At 60.9% G+C, this 24,282-nt stretch carries 20 protein-coding genes; 13 read left to right on the forward strand and 7 right to left on the reverse strand.

Features of this window, described 5'->3' with window-relative positions:
- The first annotated feature begins 79 nt into the window (after positions 1–79).
- Both FSO04_RS11085 and FSO04_RS11090 read left to right on the forward strand, forming a co-directional pair.
- Entirely contained in the window at positions 80–1,483 is a 1,404-nt protein-coding gene (locus tag FSO04_RS11085) for an aminotransferase-like domain-containing protein (protein ID WP_154559729.1), read from the forward strand.
- A 313-nt stretch (positions 1,484–1,796) separates the two neighbouring features.
- On the forward strand, positions 1,797–2,918 hold the full coding sequence (locus FSO04_RS11090; RefSeq protein ID WP_154559730.1) for a branched-chain amino acid ABC transporter substrate-binding protein: 1,122 nt from the start codon (positions 1,797–1,799) through the stop codon (positions 2,916–2,918).
- Positions 2,919–3,001: 83 nt separating this feature from the next.
- On the opposite strand, the gene FSO04_RS11095 is transcribed toward FSO04_RS11090, so the two are convergent.
- Positions 3,002–3,706, reverse strand: a complete 705-nt coding sequence (locus FSO04_RS11095; protein ID WP_154559731.1) for a haloacid dehalogenase type II — start codon at positions 3,704–3,706, stop codon at positions 3,002–3,004.
- Between the two features lie 105 nt (positions 3,707–3,811).
- Between FSO04_RS11095 and FSO04_RS11100 the strand changes: the two genes are divergently transcribed.
- A complete protein-coding gene (locus tag FSO04_RS11100) occupies positions 3,812–4,666 on the forward strand; it encodes a LysR substrate-binding domain-containing protein (RefSeq protein ID WP_154559732.1) in 855 nt (284 codons plus the stop codon).
- Positions 4,667–4,771: 105 nt separating this feature from the next.
- Here the strand turns inward: FSO04_RS11100 and FSO04_RS11105 are convergent, their stop codons facing one another.
- Positions 4,772–5,614, reverse strand: coding sequence for a helix-turn-helix transcriptional regulator (locus FSO04_RS11105; RefSeq protein WP_154559733.1), 843 nt, complete (start codon positions 5,612–5,614; stop codon positions 4,772–4,774).
- Between the two features lie 289 nt (positions 5,615–5,903).
- Between FSO04_RS11105 and FSO04_RS11110 the strand changes: the two genes are divergently transcribed.
- From FSO04_RS11110 to FSO04_RS11135, 6 genes are all read left to right on the forward strand, one after another.
- Positions 5,904–7,025 (forward strand): polyamine ABC transporter substrate-binding protein, encoded by a 1,122-nt coding sequence (locus FSO04_RS11110; RefSeq protein ID WP_154559734.1) that lies wholly within the window; start codon positions 5,904–5,906, stop codon positions 7,023–7,025.
- Between the two features lie 35 nt (positions 7,026–7,060).
- Complete coding sequence (locus tag FSO04_RS11115; RefSeq protein WP_154559735.1) at positions 7,061–8,599, forward strand: DUF3138 family protein; 1,539 nt, start codon at positions 7,061–7,063, stop codon at positions 8,597–8,599.
- A 57-nt stretch (positions 8,600–8,656) separates the two neighbouring features.
- Positions 8,657–9,949 (forward strand): NAD(P)/FAD-dependent oxidoreductase, encoded by a 1,293-nt coding sequence (locus FSO04_RS11120; protein ID WP_154559736.1) that lies wholly within the window; start codon positions 8,657–8,659, stop codon positions 9,947–9,949.
- 73 nt (positions 9,950–10,022) lie between these two features.
- Entirely contained in the window at positions 10,023–10,403 is a 381-nt protein-coding gene (locus FSO04_RS11125; protein ID WP_154559737.1) for a cupin domain-containing protein, read from the forward strand.
- Between the two features lie 52 nt (positions 10,404–10,455).
- A complete protein-coding gene (locus FSO04_RS11130; RefSeq protein WP_154559738.1) occupies positions 10,456–11,886 on the forward strand; it encodes an amidase family protein in 1,431 nt (476 codons plus the stop codon).
- Between the two features lie 63 nt (positions 11,887–11,949).
- Positions 11,950–13,443, forward strand: coding sequence for an aldehyde dehydrogenase family protein (locus FSO04_RS11135; protein ID WP_154559739.1), 1,494 nt, complete (start codon positions 11,950–11,952; stop codon positions 13,441–13,443).
- A gap of 414 nt (positions 13,444–13,857) precedes the next feature.
- Here FSO04_RS11135 and FSO04_RS11140 read toward each other — a convergent pair whose 3' ends face one another.
- Positions 13,858–14,901, reverse strand: a complete 1,044-nt coding sequence (locus FSO04_RS11140; RefSeq protein WP_154559740.1) for a 2-dehydropantoate 2-reductase — start codon at positions 14,899–14,901, stop codon at positions 13,858–13,860.
- A gap of 138 nt (positions 14,902–15,039) precedes the next feature.
- On the reverse strand, positions 15,040–15,807 hold the full coding sequence (locus FSO04_RS11145; protein WP_168435643.1) for a class II aldolase/adducin family protein: 768 nt from the start codon (positions 15,805–15,807) through the stop codon (positions 15,040–15,042).
- A 211-nt stretch (positions 15,808–16,018) separates the two neighbouring features.
- Here FSO04_RS11145 and FSO04_RS11150 point away from each other — a divergent pair, with 211 nt between their 5' ends.
- Positions 16,019–16,723, forward strand: a complete 705-nt coding sequence (locus FSO04_RS11150) for a Crp/Fnr family transcriptional regulator (protein WP_154559742.1) — start codon at positions 16,019–16,021, stop codon at positions 16,721–16,723.
- A 66-nt stretch (positions 16,724–16,789) separates the two neighbouring features.
- On the opposite strand, the gene FSO04_RS11155 is transcribed toward FSO04_RS11150, so the two are convergent.
- From FSO04_RS11155 to FSO04_RS11165, 3 genes are all read right to left on the reverse strand, one after another.
- Positions 16,790–18,262, reverse strand: a complete 1,473-nt coding sequence (locus tag FSO04_RS11155; protein WP_154559743.1) for an MFS transporter — start codon at positions 18,260–18,262, stop codon at positions 16,790–16,792.
- Between the two features lie 120 nt (positions 18,263–18,382).
- On the reverse strand, positions 18,383–18,988 hold the full coding sequence (locus FSO04_RS11160) for an FMN-dependent NADH-azoreductase (RefSeq protein WP_154559744.1): 606 nt from the start codon (positions 18,986–18,988) through the stop codon (positions 18,383–18,385).
- A gap of 219 nt (positions 18,989–19,207) precedes the next feature.
- Complete coding sequence (locus FSO04_RS11165) at positions 19,208–19,966, reverse strand: TetR/AcrR family transcriptional regulator (protein WP_154559745.1); 759 nt, start codon at positions 19,964–19,966, stop codon at positions 19,208–19,210.
- A 488-nt stretch (positions 19,967–20,454) separates the two neighbouring features.
- Here FSO04_RS11165 and FSO04_RS11170 point away from each other — a divergent pair, with 488 nt between their 5' ends.
- The 3 genes from FSO04_RS11170 to FSO04_RS11180 all read left to right on the forward strand — a co-directional run bounded on the left by FSO04_RS11170 (position 20,455) and on the right by FSO04_RS11180 (position 24,191).
- Positions 20,455–21,243 (forward strand): enoyl-CoA hydratase/isomerase family protein, encoded by a 789-nt coding sequence (locus tag FSO04_RS11170; RefSeq protein WP_154559746.1) that lies wholly within the window; start codon positions 20,455–20,457, stop codon positions 21,241–21,243.
- 347 nt (positions 21,244–21,590) lie between these two features.
- Complete coding sequence (locus FSO04_RS11175; protein ID WP_154559747.1) at positions 21,591–22,691, forward strand: porin; 1,101 nt, start codon at positions 21,591–21,593, stop codon at positions 22,689–22,691.
- 96 nt (positions 22,692–22,787) lie between these two features.
- Complete coding sequence (locus FSO04_RS11180) at positions 22,788–24,191, forward strand: MFS transporter (protein WP_154559748.1); 1,404 nt, start codon at positions 22,788–22,790, stop codon at positions 24,189–24,191.
- Positions 24,192–24,282: the final 91 nt, after the last annotated feature.

Genomic DNA, 24,282 nt, shown 5'->3' on the forward strand with positions numbered 1-24,282 from the left:
TCGCGAGATAGCTGTAGAGGGCCCGGCACCTCTACACATTTTTAGTCGTCCGTCCGAGTTCTTCCCCTGTGTGGCCACGATGAAACCCGTTTTGACGCTGGATTCCCGATCGGATACGCCGCTTACCGTGCAGATCGTGGCCGGGGTGATGAATGAAGTTGCTGAAAAGCGCTGGAGACCAGGTGTGCGCGTGCCGAGCATCCGTGCATTCGCCGGGGCGCACGGTGTGTCGACCTTCACGGTCGTCGAGGCCTACGATCGGCTGGTCGCGCAGGGCGTACTGGAAGCGCGGCGCGGATCGGGCTTTTACGTCTCTGAGCGGAGCCACAACGCGCCGCGGAAAGTCGCCGAAAGGCTCGATGAGAGCGTGACCAATGGCTGGCTATTGCGAAACTTTCTCGGCGCGGATGAAGGGGCGATTTACGCAGGAGCCGGTTGGCTTCCGGAGCCATGGTTTGACAGCGATGGTCTCGCGCGGGCGCTCAGACAACTCGCGTTGCAGCCGGAGAGCCTGCTGGGTTATGGGCACGCGCGGGGGTACGAGCCATTGCGGGAACAGATAGCCCGACAGCTGTCGGACTATGAAATCGAGGTGGATGCCGGCGGGGTCATGACGACGCTGGGCGCAAATCAGTCGCTAGACCTTGTCATACGCCAATTCACCCAACCGGGCGACGCGGTCATGGTCGATGAGCCGTGCTATAGCGACCTGCTCGTTGCCTTGCGCTTGCGCGAGGTCGAAAGCATCGGGATACCGATGACGCCTACCGGACCCGACATTTCCGTCATGGAGACGGTGCTCGAAACGCGCCGTCCAAAGGTCTACTTCACGAATAGCCGGCTTCACAATCCCACTGGAGCGAGTTACAGCTCCGCGGCGGCCTTCAAATTGCTAAAAGCTGCGGAACGCCACAACTGCCTGATCGTGGAGGACGATGTCTCCGCCGGCCTGGTGCAAGGTTCGCACGTGACGCTGGCTTCGATGGATCAACTGAAACACGTCATTTATATCGGCAGCTTCTCCAAAACAATCGGCGCGGGTCTGCGCGTCGGTTTCGTGGTCGCAGAGGCTGGAATCCTCGAAGGTCTGCTCTATCAGAAGCTGGTGTCGGGCATGTCGACGCCAACCGTCACGGAACGGCTAGTGAGCGCGATACTGGCAGAAGGGCATTTTCGCAAACAGACGGAACAGTTGCGAGAGCGTCTCGCAACCGCTCAGGAACGGGTCTGTCGCCGGCTCGAAGCAATCGGGTTTGAGATCTTTTGCGAGCCTCGTGCCGGCATGTTCGTATGGGCGAGGCCGGCTGGCGTCGAGCTGGATTCGGCGGAACTGGCCGAGCGCGCTCTCGACAAACGTATCCTGCTGGCGCCAGGACATCTGTTTTACGGCGGACGCGTAAAGACGGGCTGGTTGCGATTCAACGTGGCGCATAGCAACTTCGACCGGCTATTTTCTTTCCTGGCGGAAACCGTTGCGCGTTAACGTTTTCGCTTCACAGTAGCGTCCTTTCCGGAACGGTATTGGCGGCCAGCCAATGCCGTTCGCGAAACCAGCCTTGTCCGTCTCCATCCCGTCGGCGCAATTCTGCTCCAGCAAAACACCCCAGCAACTGTGCAGGTCTTACTAACTGCACAGGTAGGGGGGCGCGTCGGCGAGTGTGCATGTCGCGTGGCAATTTGAACCAAAAGAATACGCAGACTTCTGGGGCGCAGGCGCTCCATAGAAGTGAATGCGGATATCGGATCACATGATGCGAGAGCCGGTTACCAATCGATCACTGCGAGGAGAAAGATTCATGGACGGTATTAAGACTTCGGCCTTGTTCGCTGCATTGCTATCCACCATCTGCATGACTGCGCAAGCGGAAGTCGTCAAGGTGGGCGTTGCAGGTCCGTTGACGGGAGGGCAGTCGAATTTCGGCAAGGACGATGAGCGAGGTGTCCGGCTCGCGGTCGAAGACCTGAACCGCAAGCCGATGATCATCAACGGGCAGGCTGTCACGTTCGCCGTGGTGTCGGAGGACGATGCAGCGGATCCCAAGACCGGCGTATCCGTCGCCCAGAAGCTGGTTGATTCGGGAGTGAAAGCGGTCATCGGCCACTACAACTCCGGGGTGACGATTCCCGCATCGCGTATCTATAACGATGCGCGCATCCCGATGATCACCGGCGCGGCATCGAACCCGGCTGTTACCCAGCAGAACTTTCCGTATGTGTTTCGTCTCGCCGCCAGCGACAATGTGATGGGCGCGCGCATGGCCGAATACGCCGCGAACGTGCTTCACGCGAAGCGCGCGGCAGTGATCGATGATCGCACCGCATACGGTTCGGGAGTCGCCGATGTATTCGTCGCCACGGCGAAGAAGAATGGTCTCGAGATTGTCGGGCGGGAGTATTCGAACGACAAGGCCACCGATTTCAACGCGATCCTGACTCACATCAAAGCCGAACGTCCGGACGTCATCTTCTACGGCGGCTACTACGCGCAGGCTGCTTCGATCGGACGACAGACCAAACAGTTAGGGCTCGAGATTCCGATTCTCGGCGGCGACGGCATCTGCTCCGTCGACATGCCGAAGCTCGCTGCAGGATCGCTGGATGGCCGGGGATACTGCGCTCAAGGCGGCGCGCCGCTGGCCACATTGCAGGGCGGTGCCGATTTTGCGACCCGATATGAACAGAAGTTCGGCGCGAAGAACGATATCTACTCGCCGGCTTTCTACTCGGCAACCATGGTTGTGGCACAAGCCATTAAAGCCGCGAATTCAACCGACCCTGAGAAGTTCGTGCCGCTGCTTAAACAGACGCAATTCTCGACCCTGGTCGGAAGAGTGGCTTTCGACAAGACCGGTGAGTGGATCGACGCGCCGGTAACGGTCTACAAGGTGTCGGGCGACGCCCTCAATCCGATCCGCTGAAGCTCGGCAAAAACGCTCCGCAAAAACCTCAAAAACAGCGAACGAGCGGCGAGAAGCCGCTCGTTTTGTATTCAGCGAAACGACTACCAGCCAAGTGTCGCGAAAAGCTGTGGCACTTCGTCCAGCGTCTTGAGTGTAGCCTCAGGTGTGTAATCCGGCAGTAGCTTCCGACCCGTGCCGCGATCTATCCAGACACACCGGAATCCGATGTCTCGTGCCGCGGAGTGATCAAGATGCGGGCTGGCACAGATATGGACGACATCGTCCTTCGATACATCGAGCAATTCGTGAGCGTACTCGAACAAACGTGGTGCGGGCTTGTATGCGCCTGCCTGCTGTGCGGTCACCACGCGGTCGATATGACCACCTAGTTGTGCGACGTTGCCTGCAATGATGTCGTCGTCGGTGTTCGACACGATGCAAAGACGGAACCCCATCGCCTTCAGCTCCCCGAGCGCGCTGACGACTTCGGGAAACGGCGGCATCGCCGAAATTCGCGATGTGAGCACCGTGGCGTCCTTTTCGCTGCCGTCGAGCCCGAACTCCTCCAGCGCAAGACGTAACCCCTGGCCCGAGACGTCCCGAAAGGAGCGATGCGGCGGCGTTTGTTCGAGCGCATGTTCATGCCGGTCGTACACCTCGATAAACCTGGACGCCTCGACTTCAGTCGCCCCGCGACTACCCAGTATCTCTCGCACTGCAGCAAGCAAACCTTCGTCCCATTGGATGAGCGTGCCGTAGCAGTCAAAAGTCAGCCATGTCGGCCGCCGCGTACCCTTCAGTGACATCATTGACTCCGTCTAGTAGAGAAGGTCTTGCAGGATAGGCTGAATGCTCTATATTGGAAAATTAAATAAACTGCTGATCCTTAGTTAAAAGGTAAATGACGAATCATGTTTGACCTCGAGCTGCTGAAGACGCTGATTTGCGTCGTTGATGAGGGCAGTTTCACTCGTGCCGGTGAACGCGTACATCGCACGCAATCGACAGTAAGCCAACAGGTGCGCAAACTCGAAGAATCCGTTGGGCGACCGTTGCTTCTTCGAGACCGCACCGGTAGCCATGTGACTGCCACCGAGCATGGCGTATTGCTCACGCAGTACGCGCGCAGGTTACTGGCTCTGTCTCAGGAGGCGCAGGAGGCGCTCCGGCGAGATGTGCAGCTTTCGCCGGTGCGGATAGGCGTTCCGGAAGACTTCGACGCGCGACGTATGTCAGCGATGCTTTCCGGTTTTCTGAAAATCCGTCCGGATGCGCGACTTGAAACGTTTGCGGGCATGAGCGCGGTTTTGCAGCAAAAGCTTTCCGCCAGCGAAATTGATATTGCTCTCGTCAAACGCGAACCTGGTAGTGGCGACTGCTTCGCATCGTGGCCAGAGGCACTTGTCTGGGTACGCGGCCGGGACACCGTGTCGCCGAAACCGGATTCGGATGAGCCCATTGCGCTTGCGCTTTTCCCCGACGGATGCATCTACCGGAAGCGCGCGATTCGCAGCCTCGACAAGGCAAAGCGTGCGTGGCGAGTAGCGTTCGGCAGTCAAAGTCTCACGGGGATTCAGGCTGCCGTTGCCGCAGGGTTGGCCATCACGGTGTTACCCAGGTCGGCGGTTTTGCCCGAGCATCGAATATGCACTGATATGCCGCCACTGCCACCAACAGAACTGGCGCTGGTCGGCGCAGGCGACGTGCTCGACACGGTGCAGCAGGATCTGGTCGACTTTCTGACGCAGAAGGTTAGACAGGCTTGAGTGAGCCATGAGTTCGCTTAGGTGCCCGCTGCGATCCGGGCGGGGCGCGGTAGCGCTTATCGCGAGCCGAATGCTTCCGGATCAGCCCGGGTTGCACGCTTTCCACTACACCCCATCGCTGCCATACCGCAGCGGTGCGCTCTTTAGCACGAGCGCCATCAACTGCCGCCGCGAATCGACACCTAGCTTCGCAAACGCCCGCTTCGCATAGGTCTCGACGGTCGAAGGCTTCAGTCCCATCGATTGCGCGATCGCCGGTGTTGTCATTCCCTGGATGAACGACGAGCACACATGCGTTTCGCGCGACGTCAGCTTGCCGTGCAATTGCGGAAGCCACTGCGCGAGCAGATTGTTGTCCGACGTATCCGGGCGGCCGTCGTCCGGCGAGATCGCGCCGATCAGCCGCTTGTGCACCGCCGCCAGCGGCAGCACGACGTGCGCGAACTGTTTCAGCAGGCTCAACTCCTTCAGCGAAAACGACGGCAGGCGCCGTGAGCGCGCCATCGATATCGAGTATCGCGTGCCGTTCGTCACGCCGAAGACCACGCATTCATCGTGGATGTTGCCGATGTCGAAGAACAGATGCCGGAGCTCGCTCGCGACTTTCTGCGCGGAGATCTGGATCAACTGCACATCGCGCCTGTCTGCGATTCCCTCATAGGTCGCGTCCTCGCTCGCGTAGCTCCGGTAATAGTCCCGCATCACCTGTTCGACAAGCTCACGATCGCGGCCGAAGCTCCCGATCCATCCGATGCTGCGCTGGCCGGACGGAGACACGCGTTCGTAATCCAGATGCACCGCGTCGAAGTCGACGAAGCGCACGAGACTTTCATACACGACCTGCATGAACTGCGGAGCGCCGACGGCCTGCGCGATGTCGCCCAACGTCTCGGTCACGAACGCGACCTGACTGAGCTGGAGATCCGGGGAAGGGGGCGCGGCGTTCATCACTTCTGTTCTCGGTTAATTCTGGGTGGCGCTACTGGTACCACGACAAATTCCCCATGCCTACACGGGAATGCACCCAAACCACCGTTATCGGCGATGAAGCTTGTCCTTTGTTCCCGGGACAGACGACCCGTACCACGATCTTTACAGTGCTCTACAAGCTGAACCGAAGGAGACACGGCGTTCAGTCCGCACGTCGACGATCGCCTCGCGACGCATTGACGAGTTTGCTTACCGGCGGCATCCGCATGGGTCGGAGCGGCCAATTCACACTATCAGGAGATTTCCTATGCGTGCCCGTTTTCGTCGCTGCCCGGTCATCAGGATCGTCTTCGCCGCATCAGCCAGCCTCGCGTTCGCGGCTAGCCAGTCCGTGCTGGCCGGCGACACCAATCTGAACGTTTACAACTGGTCCGAGTACATCGCGAAGGACACGGTGCCGAACTTCGAGAAGCAGACCGGCATCAAGGTGCGCTACGACAGCTATGACAGCGACGACACACTGCAGACCAAGCTGCTCACCGGCAGTTCCGGCTACGACATCGTCGTGCCGACGTCGAACTACCTCGCGCGGCAAATCCAGGCGGGCGTCTACCAGAAGCTCGACAAGTCGAAGATCCCGAACCTTGCGAACCTCGACCCGGCGCTGATGAAGATGGTCGCGAAGGCCGATCCGGGCAACCAGTACGGTGTGCCGTGGGCGTGGGGCACGACGGGGGTCGGCTACAACGTCGAGGCGGTCAGGAAGCGGCTTGGCGACAACGCGCCGACCGATAGCTGGGCGCTGCTGTTCGATCCGGCGAACGTGTCGAAACTGAAGGGCTGCGGCGTGTCGCTGCTCGACGCGCCTGACGCGGCATTCTCAGCGGTGCTGCAATACATGGGCAAGGATCCGGAGAGCAAGAACCCGGCGGACTATCAGGCGGCCTACGAGGTGCTGAAGACGATTCGTCCGTACATCACGCAGTTCAATTCGGTGGGCTATGCGGACGATCTCGCGAACGGCGACGTGTGCGTGGTGCTCGGCTGGTCTGGCGATGTCAGCCTCGCGGGTCGGCGCTCGGTGGAGGCGAAACACGGATACCAGATCCGCTACGTGAATCCGAAGGAAGGCGGCCTGCTGTGGTTCGACGTGATGGGGATCCCGAAGGATGCGCCGAATCCCGAGGCGGCGTTGAAGTGGATCAACTACATTGAGGACCCGAAGACCAACGCGGCAATCACGAACGAGATTGCCTATCCGACCGCGAACAAGGCCGCACGCCCGTTCGTGAAACCGGAGATCTCCCAGGATCCGGACGTCTACCTGCCTGACAGCGTGCTCGCCAGAATGGCGCTCGCGATGCCGATAAGCGCGGAGATCACACGGCTGCAGAACCGTTTGTGGCTGCGGTTGAAGTCGGGTGGTTGAGGAATCCGAAGCAAATAACAACAGAGGGACGTTTCATGAAGAAGAGGTTAATCAGCGTGCTGGTGGCTGGGGTGCTGCCGGGGCTGGCCGCAGCGAGTCCGACCGGCGATCAGATCAAGGCGCTGCAGCGGCAACTCGCTGCGCTGCAGCAGGAGGTCAAAGGGCTGCAGTCGCAGCTTGCCGCGAAGCCCGTGTCCACGCCGGCGCCGGCGCGCACGGCCGCTGCCGATCCGTCGTCGGCGGACTACGGCCAGGCGCCGGCGGTGCTGACCAACGACGAGGTTGCCGAGTTGAAGCAGCAGACCGCGAACCAGCAGCTGAAAGTCGACGCGCTGACCGACGCCGCTCGGACCGGCCCGATCGCGGGGCTGTCGGTGACCGGCTACATCGATCCTACCTATCTGTATAACCGAGCGGCAGGCACGTCGTCATTCCAGTTTGCGAACCACGAGAACGCATACCAGTACTACAACAGCACGTTCGGCGATCTGTACCTCGATATCAAGAAGATGTTCGGCGTCGGTCCGATGGCGCCCTCCGTAGAGGTGACCCTGATGCCAAACCGGGGCGCCGGGATGTACCTGATGAACGAACACAGCGAAAGCGGGTTCAACATTTTGAATACCGCGATCGCGACGGTGCCGCTGACGCCGACCACGTCGGTCGTCGCCGGACTGATGCCGGGGCTGAGCGGCTACGAGATGCAGCAGTCGAACCAGATGCTGACGCTCACGCACAACCTGCTGTATGACTTCTCGGATCCGGGCAGCTCGATCGGCGCCGGCGTCAACTACACCGGTGACCAATGGGCATGGAAGTTCGTGCTCGGCAACGAGCAGTTCCGCACCGCCGGCTCGGTGACGCAGACCGGCACGAACGCGTTCGGCGATCCGATCACGACGAGCAATCGCATGCCGACGTTCAGCGCGCGGGTGGACTATCTGCGCGGCAGCCAGCTCGACGTCGGCGGCTCGTTCAGCATCGGCCGGCAGACGCTGCCGAGCGCGATCGACCCATCGACAGGCTCGGTCAGCTACGGCTGGGGCGGCCAGGCGCCGAACGGCTACGGCACGTTCTTCTTCACCGAAGCCGATATGACGTACGCGCTGGCCGACGTCCAGTACAACGCCGAAATCGACTACGGCCAGCAGCAGAATGCCGCGTGGAACGGCGGCCAGGCGCAGTGGTACGGATTGTCGCTGCTCGCGCATCGGAAGTTCAGGCTGCCGGTGATCGGGCGAATGGGCGTGACGGCGCGCTACGACCTGCTGGTTGACAGCAAGAACGGTGGCGGGGGTGGTGGGATCGCCCTCAACGGCAACGGGATGGATCCGTATAACGGCTTCGGCATCGACGTGAATTGCCTCGGGGCATCGAGCAATCACGGCTTCGAATGCAAGGGCGCGACGCGCCAGGACGCCGCGCTCGACCTGCTGTTCTATCCGACCCAGCAGATCACTGTGAAGGTCGAATACCGGCACGATTGGGCGAACCGTCAGGTGTTCCTGCGCAATGACGGTACGTATGCCAGGTCGAACGACCTGCTTGCCGCGCAATTCCTCTATTCTTTCTGATGCGATGCCGGCGCCGGCCTGAGGAAACAGGGCCGCTGCGGATCGCGAGGTTTTGTCATGCTCAAGTTTGAAAATCAGACGCACGTCCCGTCCTATTACGCGGCTACCGCGAACGACCGGACGTCTCATCCAACGCTCGATGCATCGGTATCCGCCGACGTCTGCGTGATCGGCGGTGGGCTCACAGGCCTTTCCACTGCGCTCAATCTCGCCGAACGCGGCTACTCGATCGTGCTGCTCGAGGCGTCGAAGATCGGCTGGGGCGCGAGCGGCCGCAACGGCGGCCAGCTGATCGCGGGTTATTCGTGTGACATCGATACGTTCTCGTCCTTCATGCCGGAAGAAGACGTGCGGCGCGTCTGGGCGATGGGGCTCGAGTCGGTGGAGCTCGTCAAGGAGCGGGTCGCGAAGCATCAGATCGATTGCGACCTGACGTTCGGCTACCTGACCGCGGCAAACAAGCCGCGCCATGTCGACGCGCTGCGTGCCTGGGCAGAAGCCGCCGAGTTGCGCTTCGGCTATCGCGGGTACCGGTATGTCGAGCGTGACGAGATGCGTCAGGTCGTCGCTTCGGATCGCTACCTGGGTGGGCTCCACCACGACGGCAGCGGTCATCTGCATCCGCTCAACTACACGCTCGGCCTGGCGCGCGCGGCACGTGACGCGGGGGTGTCGATCCACGAGGACACGAGCGCGCAGGCAATCGGGAAGACCGCGCAAGGTCATCGCGTGACGAGCGCGCGCGGGCAGGTGGACGCGCGCTACGTCGTGCTCGCGGGTAACGCCTACCTCGGCCGGCTCGCGCCGGCGCTTGCGCGCAAGATCATGCCGGTGGCGACGTACCTCATTGCGACCGAACCGCTCGGCGACGCAAGGGCGAGCGATCCGATGCCAACGGATGTGGCGATCAGCGACTGCAATGCGGCGCTCGACTATTTCCGCTTGACGAAGGATCGCCGGATGCTGTGGGGCGGCAAGGCGAGCAGCTCGACCCGCACGCCGCGCGAGCTCGCCGCCGCCATGCGGCGGGACATGCTCAAGACGTTTCCGCAGCTCGCTGACGCGAAGATCGACTACGCGTGGGGCGGCTTCGTCGACGCGACGATGAATCGCGCGCCGCATTTCGGCCGCCTCGAGCCGACCGTGTATTTCGCACAAGGGTTTTCCGGGCACGGCGTGAACGTCACGGGACTCGCGGGCCGGCTCATTGCGGAAGCGATCGATGCGCAGGCGGCCCGCTTCGACCTGTTCGGCAAGATCCGACACCGCGACTTCCCGGGCGGACGCCTGCTGCGCTCGCCGATGCTGATGCTCGCGATGACCTGGCACCGGATGATGGACGCGTTTTGAGCCGGTGCCAGCCGGTTCGTCCGGCCGCGCGGCAACCGACCTGAATCGAACATTGCACACCTTCGAGGCGCTTATGACAGACATCACCCATATCGTGGACCTGATGCGGGACCCCGCGGATCTGACCCAGTCCCGCGTGCCGCGCGGGCTGCTGCTGGCCGGCAATCCGATGCAGACGCTCACGCATCACTACATCAGTGCTTGCGGACAGTTCAGTTCCGGCATCTGGGAGAGCACGCCCGGCCATTGGACGATCGAGTACGACGAATCCGAGTACTGTGAGATGTTGAGTGGCGTGGTGATCGTGCGTGACATGCAGGGGAGCGAAAAGGTGCTGCGCGCCGGGGATCGCTTCGTAATTCCCTCGGGCTTTCGCGGCACCTGGGAGGTCGTGGAGGCGTGCAGGAAGATCTATGCGTCGCACGCCCCGCAAGTCGAGCCGTCCCACGCATAGCGCGACAGTTCGACTTGCAACGTCAATCATCGGAATCAACCAGGAGCATGACATGACTCAGGATTTGTGGCGTCTGAGCGCTACGGAAATGGTCGAACGCGTCGCGCGTCGCGACGTGTCGTCGGCGGAACTCACGCAGAGTTGTCTACGGCGGCTCGAGGATGTGAATCCGCGCATCAACGCGATTGTCGACGTGCTGGCCGACAGCGCACTGCTGGCCGCGTCGCAGGCCGATGCGGCGATCGCGCGGCGCGAGCCGGTCGGACCGCTCCACGGCGTGCCGGTGACGGTCAAGATCAATGTCGATATGGCTGGCCGCGCGACGACTAACGGCGTGAGCGCGTTCAAGGATCTCGTCGCGGGGGAGGACAGCCCTGTGGTCGCGAACCTGCGCAAGGCTGGCGCGATCGTGATCGGCCGCAGTAACGCACCGGCGTTCTCATATCGCTGGTTCACCGACAACGACCTGCATGGCCGCACGCTGAATCCATGGAATCCGCGGCTAACGCCGGGGGGCTCCAGCGGCGGGGCAGCGGCTGCGGTTGCCGCTGGTATCGGCGCGATCGCGCACGGCAATGACCTCGGCGGCTCGATCCGCTACCCGGCCTACGCATGCGGTGTCGCGGGACTGCGGCCGAGCACCGGCCGCGTACCCGCGTACAACCCGACGCAGGTAAAAGACCGGACGCTTGCTGTCCAGCTCGCGTTGGTGCAGGGACCGCTGGCGAGAACGGTCGGCGACCTGCGCATTGCGCTGGAGGCGATGGCAGGCGGTGATCCGCGCGACGCATGGTGGATGCCGGTAGAGCCGCCTGGCCAGCGCGCGCCGCTTCCTGCGCGTGTCGCCGTCTGTACGGAACTGCCGGGCCTCCGTTCCGACGCTGCGGTCGTCGACGCGATCCGGCAGGCGGCAGGCTGGCTCGAGGAGGCGGGCTGCATCGTCGAAGAAGCCGTCCCACCGCAGATGACCGAAGCGAGCGCGCTATGGCTGGACCTCGTCACTAATGAAGCGAGGGGTGGTCTCGGCGACGTCATCATGCAGCATGGCGACGACGCGATTCGTACGGCATTCGGCAGCCAGCGCCGGCTTGCCGCGCCGCTCGACCTGGCTGGCTACATGAACGGTCTGGCGCGACGCACCGGGCTGTTACGCGACTGGCAGCATTTCTTCGAGCGCTATCCGCTGCTGCTGATGCCGGTCTCATGCGCGCAGCCTTTCGCGATCGACGAGGACCAGCGCGGCGACGACGCGATGCGGCACATCCTCGACATGCAGAGTCCGCTGATCGCGACCGCGCTGCTCGGATTGCCGGGGCTGTCCGTGCCGACCGGCGTGCGCGACGGTGTGCCGATGGGCGTTCAGCTTGTCGCCGGCCGCTTTCAGGAGGCGCTGTGTCTCGCCGCGGGTGAAGTGATCGAAGCGCGCGCGGGAATTTGCACACCGATCGATCCAGTCGGTTCGGCGACGCGTTTCGCGGGTTGAGACGAGGACAGGTAACGAGGCACGTGGTGTGCCTGTCAAACAATGGTGAATATAGGCATCCTGATGAATAAGAAAACTTTCTCAGACTGGCAGAATAAAGCCGCCGGCATGGAAATCGAAGGGCGTGCATTTATCGATGGTGCGCTGCGCCACGCTCACAGCGAAAAGACATTCGCCTGTGTGAGCCCGATCGATGGCCGCGTGCTGGTCCAGGTCGCTGACTGCGGTGAAGCGGATGTCGACGCGGCCGTGACGGCGGCCCGGCGGGCATTCGACACGCAGGTATGGGCGGGCATGAATCCACGCGATCGTAAGGCCGTGCTGCTGCGCTGGGCTGCCTTGATGCGTGAGCACCTCGAGGAGCTGGCTTTGCTCGAAACGCTCGATGCGGGCAAGCCGATCGGCGACACCACGGCCATCGACATACCGGCTGCAGCGCACTGTGTCGAATGGTATGCCGAGGCGATCGACAAGATGGGCGGCGAGATCGTGCCGGCCGACCATCATCTCGTCGGCCTCGTGACACGCGAGCCCGTTGGTGTCGTCGCTGCGGTGGTGCCATGGAACTTTCCACTGCTGATGGCGGCGTGGAAGTTCGCCCCGGCGCTTGCTGTCGGTAACAGTGTGGTTCTCAAACCATCGGAGAAATCGCCTCTCACCGCGATTCGCGTCGCCCGCCTGGCGCACGAGGCAGGCCTGCCGCCCGGTGTATTCAACGTCGTGCCGGGTGGCGCCGAACCAGGCAGGTTGCTCGCGCTGCACCACGGCGTCGACTGCATCGCGTTCACCGGCTCGACGAGGACCGGAAGGCAGATCATGGAATGCGCGGCGCAATCCAATCTGAAGCGCGTGTGGCTCGAACTCGGGGGTAAGTCAGCGAACATCGTGCTGCCTGATTACCCCGATCTCGATCGCGCAGCGAAGGCGGCGGCCGACGCGATTTTCTTCAACATGGGCGAGGTGTGCACGGCGGGTTCGAGGCTCCTCGTGCACCGGGATATCAAGGACGCGTTCGTCGCGAAGGTGGCCGCTGCGGCACATGCCTATGAGCCGGGTCATCCGCTTGATCCGTCGGTGACGATGGGACCTATCGTCGACCGTATCCAGTTCGAGCGCGTGGCGGCCTATATCGACGCAGGTCGCCGGGAAGGCCGGCTTGTGACGGGCGGCGCGCGAGTCAGGGAGGAAACCGGCGGCTTCTATGTCGAACCGACCGTGTTCGAGGTCAAGCCGGATGCGAAGATTGCCCGGGAAGAAATCTTCGGGCCGGTTCTGTCCGTGATCGAGTTCGATCACGTCGACGAAGCGGTGCACATCGCAAACGACACTGAATACGGCCTCGCGGCTGCCGTATGGTCGGGCGATCTGGCGACTGCGCACGAGGTGGCGAGGCGCCTGCGCGCAGGAACAGTCTGGATTAACGGCTACAACGAAGGGGCCGACGACATGAATTTTCCGTTCGGCGGTTACAAGCAGTCGGGTAACGGCCGCGACAAGTCTCTGCACGCGCTCGAGAAATATACGGAGTTGAAGTCGACGATCGTGCGGCTGCGCTAGGTGATGTTCAGGCTCGCACCGAAAGTTTTTCGGCGCGATCTAATAGCCCGCTGAGCCCCCCGCAACGGCTGACAACCGGAAACTAAGGGGCGGATGCCGCCTCGGTGCTTCCGGCCTTTTGAGGCGCGACTTTCTGGGGAGTGGTCTTGTGGTGAGATTTCTTGCCTGCGCTATGAGCCTTTTGTTCGGCTTTCCGTTGCGTGTCCTGCATCTGCTTCGTCCCGGGGGTGCCTGTCTGTGCCACGACTTCCGGGGCGAAAGCGAATGACACAGCAAGACTTGCAGCGACTGCCAGCGAAACCGCGTAACGACTTTTCATGGTTCTCTCCCAAGTCAGACGCCGGGGGGCGTGACCAAGACATCAATCTACTCCATTGATGGCATGGCCGCGACCTTGTGCGTGTGCGCCGGCGTTCAGATTTTTGCGGGCAATGGCAAGGTGGTATGCGCCGCGGCCCGCATCTCAGCCAGCAATGCTTCGCCTGACCATGAAGGGCGCACGTCGGCTCGCTCGGCTTCGCGCACGAGTTCGCATAGCCGTGCGTTGACTGGTGCCGTTTGCCCAAGGCGTTGGGCGAGACGCACGACCTCGCCATTGATCCAGTCGATTTCCGTGGCGCGCCCGGCCGCCAGGTCGTCGGACATCGACGAGCGCGCGAGCGGATCGATCGTCAGCATCGTGCGGCCCAGCCGTTCGAACAACGCATCAGGCACGCTGAGAACACGCGGTATCCACGTGGCTGGAAGCGGCGTCACTCTGGCCGGTCGTATGCCGGCCCGCTTCAGCAGCGCGAGCGCTTCTTTCTGCGCCATCGCGAGGCAAAGCCGATAGGCGCGTTGCGAGAGCTCTTCCTTCAAAGGCCGGTTCGCCAGCGCGTTGATGGCATTGTTGAGATTGAGCAACAGCTTCGCCCACTGCACCGGCAACATGTCGGCGTGCTGGATCAGCGGCAGACCCGCTCTCCTGAATTCTTCGACGAACGGCTGCATGGCCGGCGTATGCCTGATCTCCAGTTCTCCCGCTGAACCTTGATGAAACGCACCCGGGCCGCGTTCGACGACATTGAATGGCACCATCCCTTCCAGCACCGTGTGCTGTGGCAGCGCGGCGCGCAGCACGTCCGCATTGCCAATGCCGTTCTGGAAGCTCACGACGATCGTGCCGGGGCGTAGCACGTTCGCCAGTTCGGCCGCGGCGGTGGGCGTCGCGGCAGACTTGACGGTGACGAGCACGAGATCGGCAGCGGCGGCGCTTGCCGCGTCCGTCGATACGTCGATGCGTTCCGACGGGGCATGCCAGCGGCTATCGTCGTGCCGCGACAGCGTGATGCCTTGATTGCGCAACTGGTCGGCCACGCGTGCACGTCCAATGAAACTGACGTCGCTCCCTCCGGCAAGAAGCCGTCCGCCGACATAGCAACCAATAGAGCCGGCACCGTAGATAAAGATCTTTGCCATACAGGTTCTCACGTGACCTACCAGATTACATCCGCGTTGCGTTAAATCGGCAAACGCGGTCTATGACGCGTAATACATGCTTACGCTGTTTGCCCGGCATATGCCCTCGTGCGCCGGACATCTCGCGAACGGACTGCGCTAGTCGGCATATCCAGGGTTGCGGCGATCGAGCCGACGCAGCAGCCCAGGCCACACCAGCGCTCCGGGCGTGAGGCCCCGCGTCGCCATCCGGATCTGCTCCTTGATGCCGGCGAGAATTTGCTGCGGGATGGGCGTGAGCTTGCCGCCGCCTGACTGGGCGCGCACCTGAATCATGCAGGCTGCTTCAAAGAAGTACATGGCGACGAAGGCGTCCGCCGGCGCCGCGCCAACCGTCAGCAGGCCGTGGTTGCGCAGCATCAGATAAGTGTTGCTTCCGAGGTCTTGAACGAGACGGGGCTTCTCGGCTTCATTGAGCGCGATGCCTTCGTAGTCGTGGTAGCCGAGCGACGCCAGCACACCAAGGGACTGCTGGGAGAGCGGCAGCAATCCCGCTTCCTGCGCCGACACGGCAACGCCGTTGACCGAGTGAGTGTGCATTACGCAATGGGCGTCTTCGCGTGCCGCATGCACGGCGCTATGGATCGTAAAGCCGGCCGGATTGACGTCATACGGCGATTCGGCAACCTTGCGGCCGTCGAGGCCGATCTTGACCAGCGAAGAGGCGGTGATTTCGTCGAACATCATCCCGTATGGGTTGATCAGGAAATGGTGTTCGGGGCCTGGCACGCGTGCCGAGATATGGGTAAACACCAGATCGTCCCACCCAAACAGCGCCGTGAGACGGTACGCGGCCGCGAGATTGACTCGCGCTTCCCATTCGGCAGGTGAAACGTCGTTCTTCAGACTGACAGCAGATGAGGCCACGTCGACACTCCTTATTCGATGGTTCAAGCAATGGGACAACCTGGAATAACCCGGAACAACACTGAATAGCGCCCTGCGAAATCGCTCATTTTGCGCCTGCGACGCTGCAGGTGCAGCAAGGGCCAAAGTCATTGCGTCGTCCGATGCGAATCCACATGATGTTCGCGAACCCGCCTAAAATCTGTCGGATACCCGACAGGTCGACGCGCCCATGGAATCCAGCCTGCACCGCTACCGGTCACAACTCGAAACGACCCCATGGTTCCGGGGCCTGCCTGTCGAGTTGCGGGACTATCTGATCAGCCATGCCAGCCTGCTCACGCTGGACAAGGGCCAATTCCTGTATCGGCGTGGTGAACAGTCTTACGGCCTGTACGCCGTGCTGGGCGGCGCGCTCGCTATCGGCACAGTCGGGATGGATGGGAAAGAGGCGTTGCTCGCGGTGCTCGGACCGACTGCATGGGTGGGGGAGATCTCGATGTTCGATGGGCTGCCGCGGCCGAACGACGCCACTGCCGTCAGCAGGACGTTGTTGCTGCACGTGCCCGGGGCCGCGCTGCAGAACCTGCTCGATTCCACGCCCCGTTATTGGCGAGATTTTGCGTTGCTGATGGCGCAAAGACTTCGGGTTTCATTCGAGAATGCCGAAGCGATGACCCTGTTGCCCGCGGCACAGCGCGTGGCCAACCGTTTGCTGATGATCGCCGGAGGTTATGGCGGTCTCAATGCCTCGCAGAGCAGGATAAGGGTCTCGCAAGACAGCCTGGCTTCGATGGTGTCGCTCTCGCGACAGACCACGAATCAGTTGCTCAGGAACCTCGAAAGTCAACGCATAGTGAGCCTGAAATCCGGGGAAATCACCATTCTCGATTTCGACCGATTGCGCGCGGCCAGTCTCGGCGATCCCAATTCGTAACTGTTACGACGGTTCGTGGTGGCGTGGGTGAGCGTGTTACTTATGAATGCGCTTTTGTCACCGTCGTCACGAGGTCGCGGCGGTTTCTTCTTTTGCGGCCACCGGACTTCTTTTGTCCTGTTCGCCGGCGCCGCCTGGCTGCCCAGGACGCAACAACAAACCGCCCAGCACGCCGGCCGCCGCCGCGAGGATGGCACCGAACAGAAACGCCACGTGGTAGCCGCTATTGAGCGCCGCCACGGCGCTTTCAGAAGCCTGCATCGCGTCGCTGCGCGCGGCCGCGAGACTTGCGAGCACCGCGAGTCCAAGTGCACCGCCCATCATCAACGACGTATTGACGATACCGGACGCGAGACCCGAGTCGCTCGGATCGACGTCGCTCATGGCGGCCAGCAGCAGCGCATTGAATGCAATGCCCGCGCCGAAGCCGAACAGGATCATGCCGGGCAGCACGTCGAGCACAAAGCTGCCATTAACCGGTGCGCGAGCGAACAACGCGAGGCCACACGCTGCAGAGAGCAGCCCGGCGGCAAGCGGCGCGCGCAGACCGAAGCGCATCACCGCGCGCGCCGACAGGCTCAGCGAACAGAACGCCATGATCAGACTGGCCGGCAAAAACGCGAGCCCGACCTGCAGGGGCCGGTAGCCGAGCACGCGCTGCAGATACAACGCGGAGATGAAGAACCACGCGAACATCGCCGCCGCCCACAGTACGCCAACCACATTGGCAGTCGCGACATTGTGCAAGCGGAACAGACCGAGCGGCATCAGCGGATGCTGCACGCGCGCTTCGATCACGAGAAATACGGCCAGCAGCGCGAGCGCGGCGAACAGAAGACCGAGCGTTTGCGCCGAGGTCCAGCCTGCCTCGTTGCCATTCACTACCGCGTACACGGCCAGCATCAGCGAAGCGGTGACTGTGGCCGCACCGGCCACGTCGAGCCGTTCGCCATGAGCATGGCCGCGTGCCGATGGCAGGAGCGCGACGCACAGCGCGTAGACGGCGATGCCAATCGGCAAGTTGACCAGAAAGATCCAGTGCCAGCTCAGCAGGTTGGTCAGCAGACCGCCGAGCAACACGCCGATGCTGCCGCCGCCCGCGCAGACGAAACCGTAGATACCCATCGCTTTCGCCCGTTCGCCCGGTTCGGTGAACAGATTCATGATCAGCGACAGCGAGACCGCGGAGACGACTGCGCCGCCCAGACCCTGCACGGAACGCGCGCCCACCAGCAGGATTTGCGAATTCGCCATGCCGCATGCGAGCGACGCCAGCGTGAACAGCGTGATGCCGCCGAGAAACAGCTTGCGATGGCCGTAGAGATCGCCCAGCCGTCCGCCCAGCAGCAGGCAGCCGCCGAAGGTGAGCATGTACGCATTGACCACCCACACCAGCGAGGTTTCGGTAAAGCCGAGGTCCGCGGCGATCGACGGCAAGGCAACGTTCACGATCGTCGTATCGAGCACGATCATGAGCACGCCGAGGCACAGAACGATCAGCGCCAGCCAGCGTTTGTTGCCGTGGATGGAATGGGTCATGCAGGGGCTCCTTTTTGCGTTGGTCGATCGGGCGCAAGCGGGTCCAAGCGGATACCGGACGCGCCATCACTCGGCACGATTCGGAAACCCGATCGGCAACCCGTTGATGGCGGTGCTATCTCACGCGGCGAGCGCGGCGGTCGCTTTCTTCGCCGAGGCGATGGCCCCACTGCGTGTCTCTTCACCCATCGCCACGCCTTCTGCGCGAATGAAGGTGATATCCGTGATGCCCAGGAAGCCGAACGCGGCCTTCAGATAGGTTTCCTGATGATCGAAGAAGGCGACGGGCGAGCCTTCGCTGTAAACACCACCGCGCGACGAGGCGATAACCAACTTCTTGCCGCCGGCCAGTCCGACCGGGCCGTGCTCACCGTAGCTGAACGTCTTCCCGGCGACCGAGATGCGGTCGATCCAGGCCTTCAGTTGGGAGGGCACGCCAAAGTTGTACATCGGCGAGCCGATGACCACGATATCGGCGGCCAGGAACTCCTCGAGCGCGACCTGTCCCAAGGCGACGTCGGACTTCAATGCCTCGTCGACCGGAGCGCCCTGCGCGGCCGCGAGGTGCGCTGCCGTCAGATGGCCGATCGGCGTGGCGGCCAGGTCGAGACGAGTGACGGTAAGGTCGGAATGGCGGGTCCGGAAAGTCGCGACGACTTCCGCTGACAGATCGCGGCTGACGGAGCTTTGTCCGAGGATGCTGGAATCTACGTGTAGCAGTTTCATGAAAATGATCTCCGAAGTGGCAGACGAAACGTCTGCCGGAAATCCGCACGATAGGCTCCGACCTGTAATCTGGATAGCCTATATTTTCAGATGAAACCCATCGCTTTAGTAGATATGTGCCTGGCGGAGTAGAGGAGGATCAGTTTAAGGCGCGAACGACTCGCGGATGCGCGAGTCGTTGCCAGTGAGAGGGATAACCCGGGAGTAGCGCGGGATACCTTAGCTGCTCTTCACGCGTGCGGATGCGCGGGGTCGACTACCCGACTTGCCCGAACGTGATTCGGCCTTGTCCGCACATGGCGTCTCCGCCTGTTTGCTGAAGACGAGTGTCTCGACCATCTGCCAATACGCATCAACAACGGCTGGATCGGACGCCGCGACATTGCTGGTCGCCAGCATTTCCGGACCGAATCCAGACAGCGTCGATGTCAGGCTGATCATGAGGTAGTGCAGGAGGATCGGTTCGACTTTGGGCAAGGTGTTTTCATCCTGCGCCGCGCGAATCTGTGGAATTAGCCAGTTGATCAATGGCTTGAGCACTGTGTCGGCGAGCCACTGTAAACGCGGGCTGTACACGAGGAACTCTTGCAGCATGAAGCGGTGAAACTGGGGAAAATCCACCGTGAACCTGAACAACGAGCGGTACACAAGTTTTACCCGATCCGCTGCCATGGTAGGGGGCGTATCCGTCAGATTGGTGTCCCATTCCTGGCGAATGCGTTCGAACACAAACTCCGCCACCGCCTGCCAGAGAACGTCTTTGGACCGGTAGTGGTAGGTGATCAGCGGATGTTGCAAGCCGATGCGATCCGCGATGCTACGAATACTCGCAGCCTCAAAGCCCTTCGTGGCGAATTCGGCAAGTGCCGCGTTCAGGATCGCGGCGCGGGTTTCCTGCGCCCGCTGCTGCTCTGCACGTTTGAGTTCGGTTGGTCTGCTTTTGTTACCAACGTTCTTGGAACCTGCGCTGTCCGCCATTTGGTTTCTCGATTGGGAAATTCGTTATTGCGTTGCTTCTGTGCTCCGGTGCCTTCCGCCTTCAGACAGACCAACGCCGGGTAGGCTCAGCAGGCCGCGACCGTCAACGAAGGCAGGCTTCGCAACGGTATCACACACTTACCGCCGAAGCCTGGCCGCGCTGAACCCGTTGAGCACAGTCGATTTGGCCGGCACAGTAACACACTATTTAACGACCGCCGGCCTGATGCGCCAACAACTTCAAGCGAGGCAAGGCATGCCGTTGGTCCGGCAAAAATCACGAGGCTAAAGAGGTGCCTAATCGTCAGACAAAAATTGCACCGCACATGCCGCATGCTCAGTCGATCCGACGCTCCTTGCCGCTCAATTTCCTTTTAAATTGACACATCGTAAAGTATAATGAAGATAACTTGACTGGTCCAGGTATTCTGACCGGCCGACGACAGAACTGAATCCGACTACAGATTTAATTCACGGATCAAGGACAGATGGAAAGCAAAATCACGCTGACATCAAGTGACGACATCGCCTTCGTTACGCTGGTGAACGAAGCACGCGCGAACTCGATCGACAAGGCGTTCTGCGATGAACTGCTGGGCACCCTCCGCGAGATTGAGGGGGCGTCGAAGTATCGCGCAGTGATACTTCAAGCCACGGGCAGGATATTTTCAGCCGGCGGCGAGCTTCGCCAGATCTTCGACGGACTGCAGCGTTCCGATTCCTACCTCGAATCGTTAATTACCGCACTGCACGCCACGATTGTGGCGATGCGGCGCTTGCCGATACCTGTGATCGCTAGCGTTCAAGGGGCGGCAGCAGGTGCGGGCTTTTCGCTGGCAATGGCGTGCGACCTGGTGGTCGCGTCGAGCACTGCGCGCTTTGTCGTCGGCTACGCCAAGCTGGGAACATCCAGCGACGGTGGCCTGTCGTTTCATCTGGCGCGTCGATTGGGAGCGGCGAGGGCATTGGAGATCCTGTTGACGCGCGACTCATTGAGTGCGGACGAGGCTGGACAGTTAGGGCTCGTCCAGAGCATTGCCGAACCCGCTTCCTTGCAGGACACTACGCTGGCGCTCGCGCGGAAAGTCATCGATGTACCCGTGGCGGCGGTCAGAGAAATGAAATCGCTTGTTGGGATGGTGGCCGAAGATAACCTTGAGCGCCATCTTGAACAGGAAAAACATGCTTTCCTGCGATGCGCGTCGACGAAAGCGTTTTCCGAACGAGTCGCACAATTCATCGCAAACTCTGAATCGCCCAGAAGGGCATCGACCTGAAGATAAAAATCTCGTCTCAGGGAAGGTCCGCAAAAGTCCTGAACTGAGATGCTGTTATCTCGTGCGGTCCGTACATCCCCATCTCCTCTGCCAGTTGGCGTCCTCGTAAAGTCGCTACTGCGCGACGTCGCCATCGATTCCCGATCTGATCGGCTGCCAGATTCAATCTCCTTCCAGGTCCTTGCGTGAAGTCGGGTACCCGTTCCCTTCATTCATCAGGCGAAGCATACCTGGGGATACTCCTATCCAAATTAAACTATACGAGTGGAAAATTTAGACATATCCTTCTTTCAGCACCTTCGATGTGCCGTTTGGTAGTGCGTTCAAAATGACAAAGGAGACTGGAGATGAAGAGATTGTCCTTGGCCGCCGCGCTTTTTTGTGTCACGCCTGTGGTGGTGTACGCGCAAAGTTCAGTGACACTGTACGGTCTGCTGGATGAAGGCCTGACCTACACAAGCAATCAGAACGGACATTCAGGCTGGTTGCTTCAGAGCGGAGGTGGATCACTGTCCAGATGGGGGCTGCGCGGCGCCGAAGATCTGGGTGGAGGTTACAAAGCAGTCTTCACGTTGGAAAACGGCTTTGACGTGTCCAGCGGAAACCTGTCGAACAATGGGCGTCTGTTCGGCCGCCAGGCGTACGTTGGAATCTCAAGCCCGTATGGGACGTTCACGCTTGGGCGTCAATACGAGGAAGTCGCCGAAATGCTTTCCCCCGTTGCAGCCGGTTTGAACTGGGCGGTCTACTTCGCTCACGCCGGTGACGTTGACAACGTTGGAGGGAGCATACGCATCAACAACTCGGTCAAATACGCCAGTCCAAAAATAGCAGGGTTCACATTGGGTGCGCTCTATAGCTTTGGTGGGCAGCCCGGACAATTCTCCACGAATAGCGTGACGTCGGTGGGACTAAGTTACAACGGAATTAGCTTCCCACTGTATGTTGCGGCTGCCTATACGATCATCAAGAATCCGTTTGCTGCCGCATTCGATAGCATCACACCGCGAAACATCATTTATGCCCCGTACGTGCAGAACGCGCAAAGCGAATCCATCGCAGGGGTAGGTGCATCGTACAAGCTCGGCAGCGCTTCAATTGCTTTCACGTACACGTCGACGCAATTCAAGAAAGGCTTTCTTGGCAGTAACGTGCGGTTTGACAACTACGAGGGCAACGTCGGCTACTTCATTACGCCCTTTCTGCTCGCAGGTGCGGCGTACATCTACACGCACGGCAAAGTGGATGCGACCTCCGCGACGCCAATCTATCGGGCAATCGATCTCTACACCAACTATTTCCTCTCGAAGCGGACGGACATTTACTTTGCGGCTGAACTGCTGAAAGCGGCGGGTTCGGCGACTCGCGCGCAGATCACGTTGATTCCTTCACCGTCGAGTGGACAAACGCAGGGTCTGTTGCGAGTTGGAATTCGTCACCGGTTTTAACGAACAGGTGATGTCGTTGCTGTCGAGAGACAAGTGAAACCCGATTGACACCCGATTGACACCGAAACCAGGTGACCGATCATCAAGGACAATGCGATGAATAGCATAGGCTATGCCCAGCGGGATGTGCGCGAGATTTTTAACGATATGCCTATGGGGCGTAAGCAGTGGACGGTGTTCCTCATCTGCTTCGCGGCAACGGCGATCGAGGGTTTCGACACCATTGTGATCAGTTTTATCGCGCCTGCGATTAGCCAGCATTGGCGGCTATCGAGCGCCGCTCTTTCGCCTCTGGTGGCTTTTGGACTAACCGGCTTACTGATTGGATCGATCGTTGGAGGAACGCTGGCTGACCGAGTCGGTCGTCGAACGGTGAGCATCGTGGCAATCGCATGGTTTGGCATCGCGGGTGTGATGTCGAGCGAAGCACAGTCGATATTTCAGCTCATTGCCTTGCGCTTCATAACCGGTCTCGGCATCGGAGCAGCGATGCCGGCTACGTCGGCGATCGTCGCGGAATATAGCCCCGACCGTTCACGCTCAGCGATGCTCGCATCGACTTACTGTGGATTCCTTTTCGGTGCGGCAGCCGCTGGTTTGGTCACGTCTCTCGCTATCGGGACGTTGGGGTGGCGAGGCATGCTGGTACTGAGTGGTCTTTTGCCGCTTGGGGTCGTTGCCTTGTTTGCGTGGCAAGTCCCCGAGTCGCCGCTCTACGTCGTGGCCAGTCGAAGGTCCAATGACGAGGCGCAGCGAATTCTCGGCAAAGTGTTTCCGTCTTTAGACTGCTCTGGAATGCATTTATTCATCGCCGAAACGCGTGAATCGATAAGCGGAAGCAGGGCGCTGTTGAGCGCGAAATACCGGCTCGGCACCGTGTTGACGTGGCTTGCGGAGTTTGCGGGTTATCTGGTGTTCTTTCTGATTGGAAGCTGGATGCCGACCCACCTGAAGCAGGTGGGGCTATCGATGCACGACGCCTCGCAAGTATCGTCGATGTTCCAGTTCGGTGCGCTCGGCGGCGCGGTTCTATTCGCCATCCTTGTTCGTCGCTATAACGTGGCATCGGTCGTTTCCGTGGCGTTCGGCGCAGGCTCGCTGCTTGTCGTCGCGTTGGGCATCTCCGAAGCCACCCAGTGGCACGCGGGCGTGGTCTTCCTGTCCGGCATAGCTGTTGGAGGACCGCTGATCTGCGTCAACACCATTCCGGGCATTTTCTATCCAACTGCGCTGCGTGCGTCTGGCGGTGGCTGGAACGTTGCGATCGGACGGCTCGGGTCGATTGTCGGTTCGTCGTTGATTGGCCTGATCGTCATATCGGGTTTTCCGTACCTGCTCACATGTGCGTTGTTGTCGATACCGCTTTTGATGGCTTGCGTATGCATGATCGTCATGGCCCGAGTGCTCTCTGCACAACGGCGATCGCTGACCGAACACGTGGCGGACATCAGTACCGGATCGGCGGATGATCCACCGTTGCCGAACAGCACCACGCAGTGACGGTATGGCGCTAGCACGCGCGGTTATGGACACGTAGCCGTTCCTCGGGCGCAATTCATTTGGGATTCAAACTTTTATTTTTTGGCACGTC

It is taken from the genome of Paraburkholderia madseniana (assembly GCF_009690905.1).
Taxonomy (GTDB): domain Bacteria; phylum Pseudomonadota; class Gammaproteobacteria; order Burkholderiales; family Burkholderiaceae; genus Paraburkholderia; species Paraburkholderia madseniana.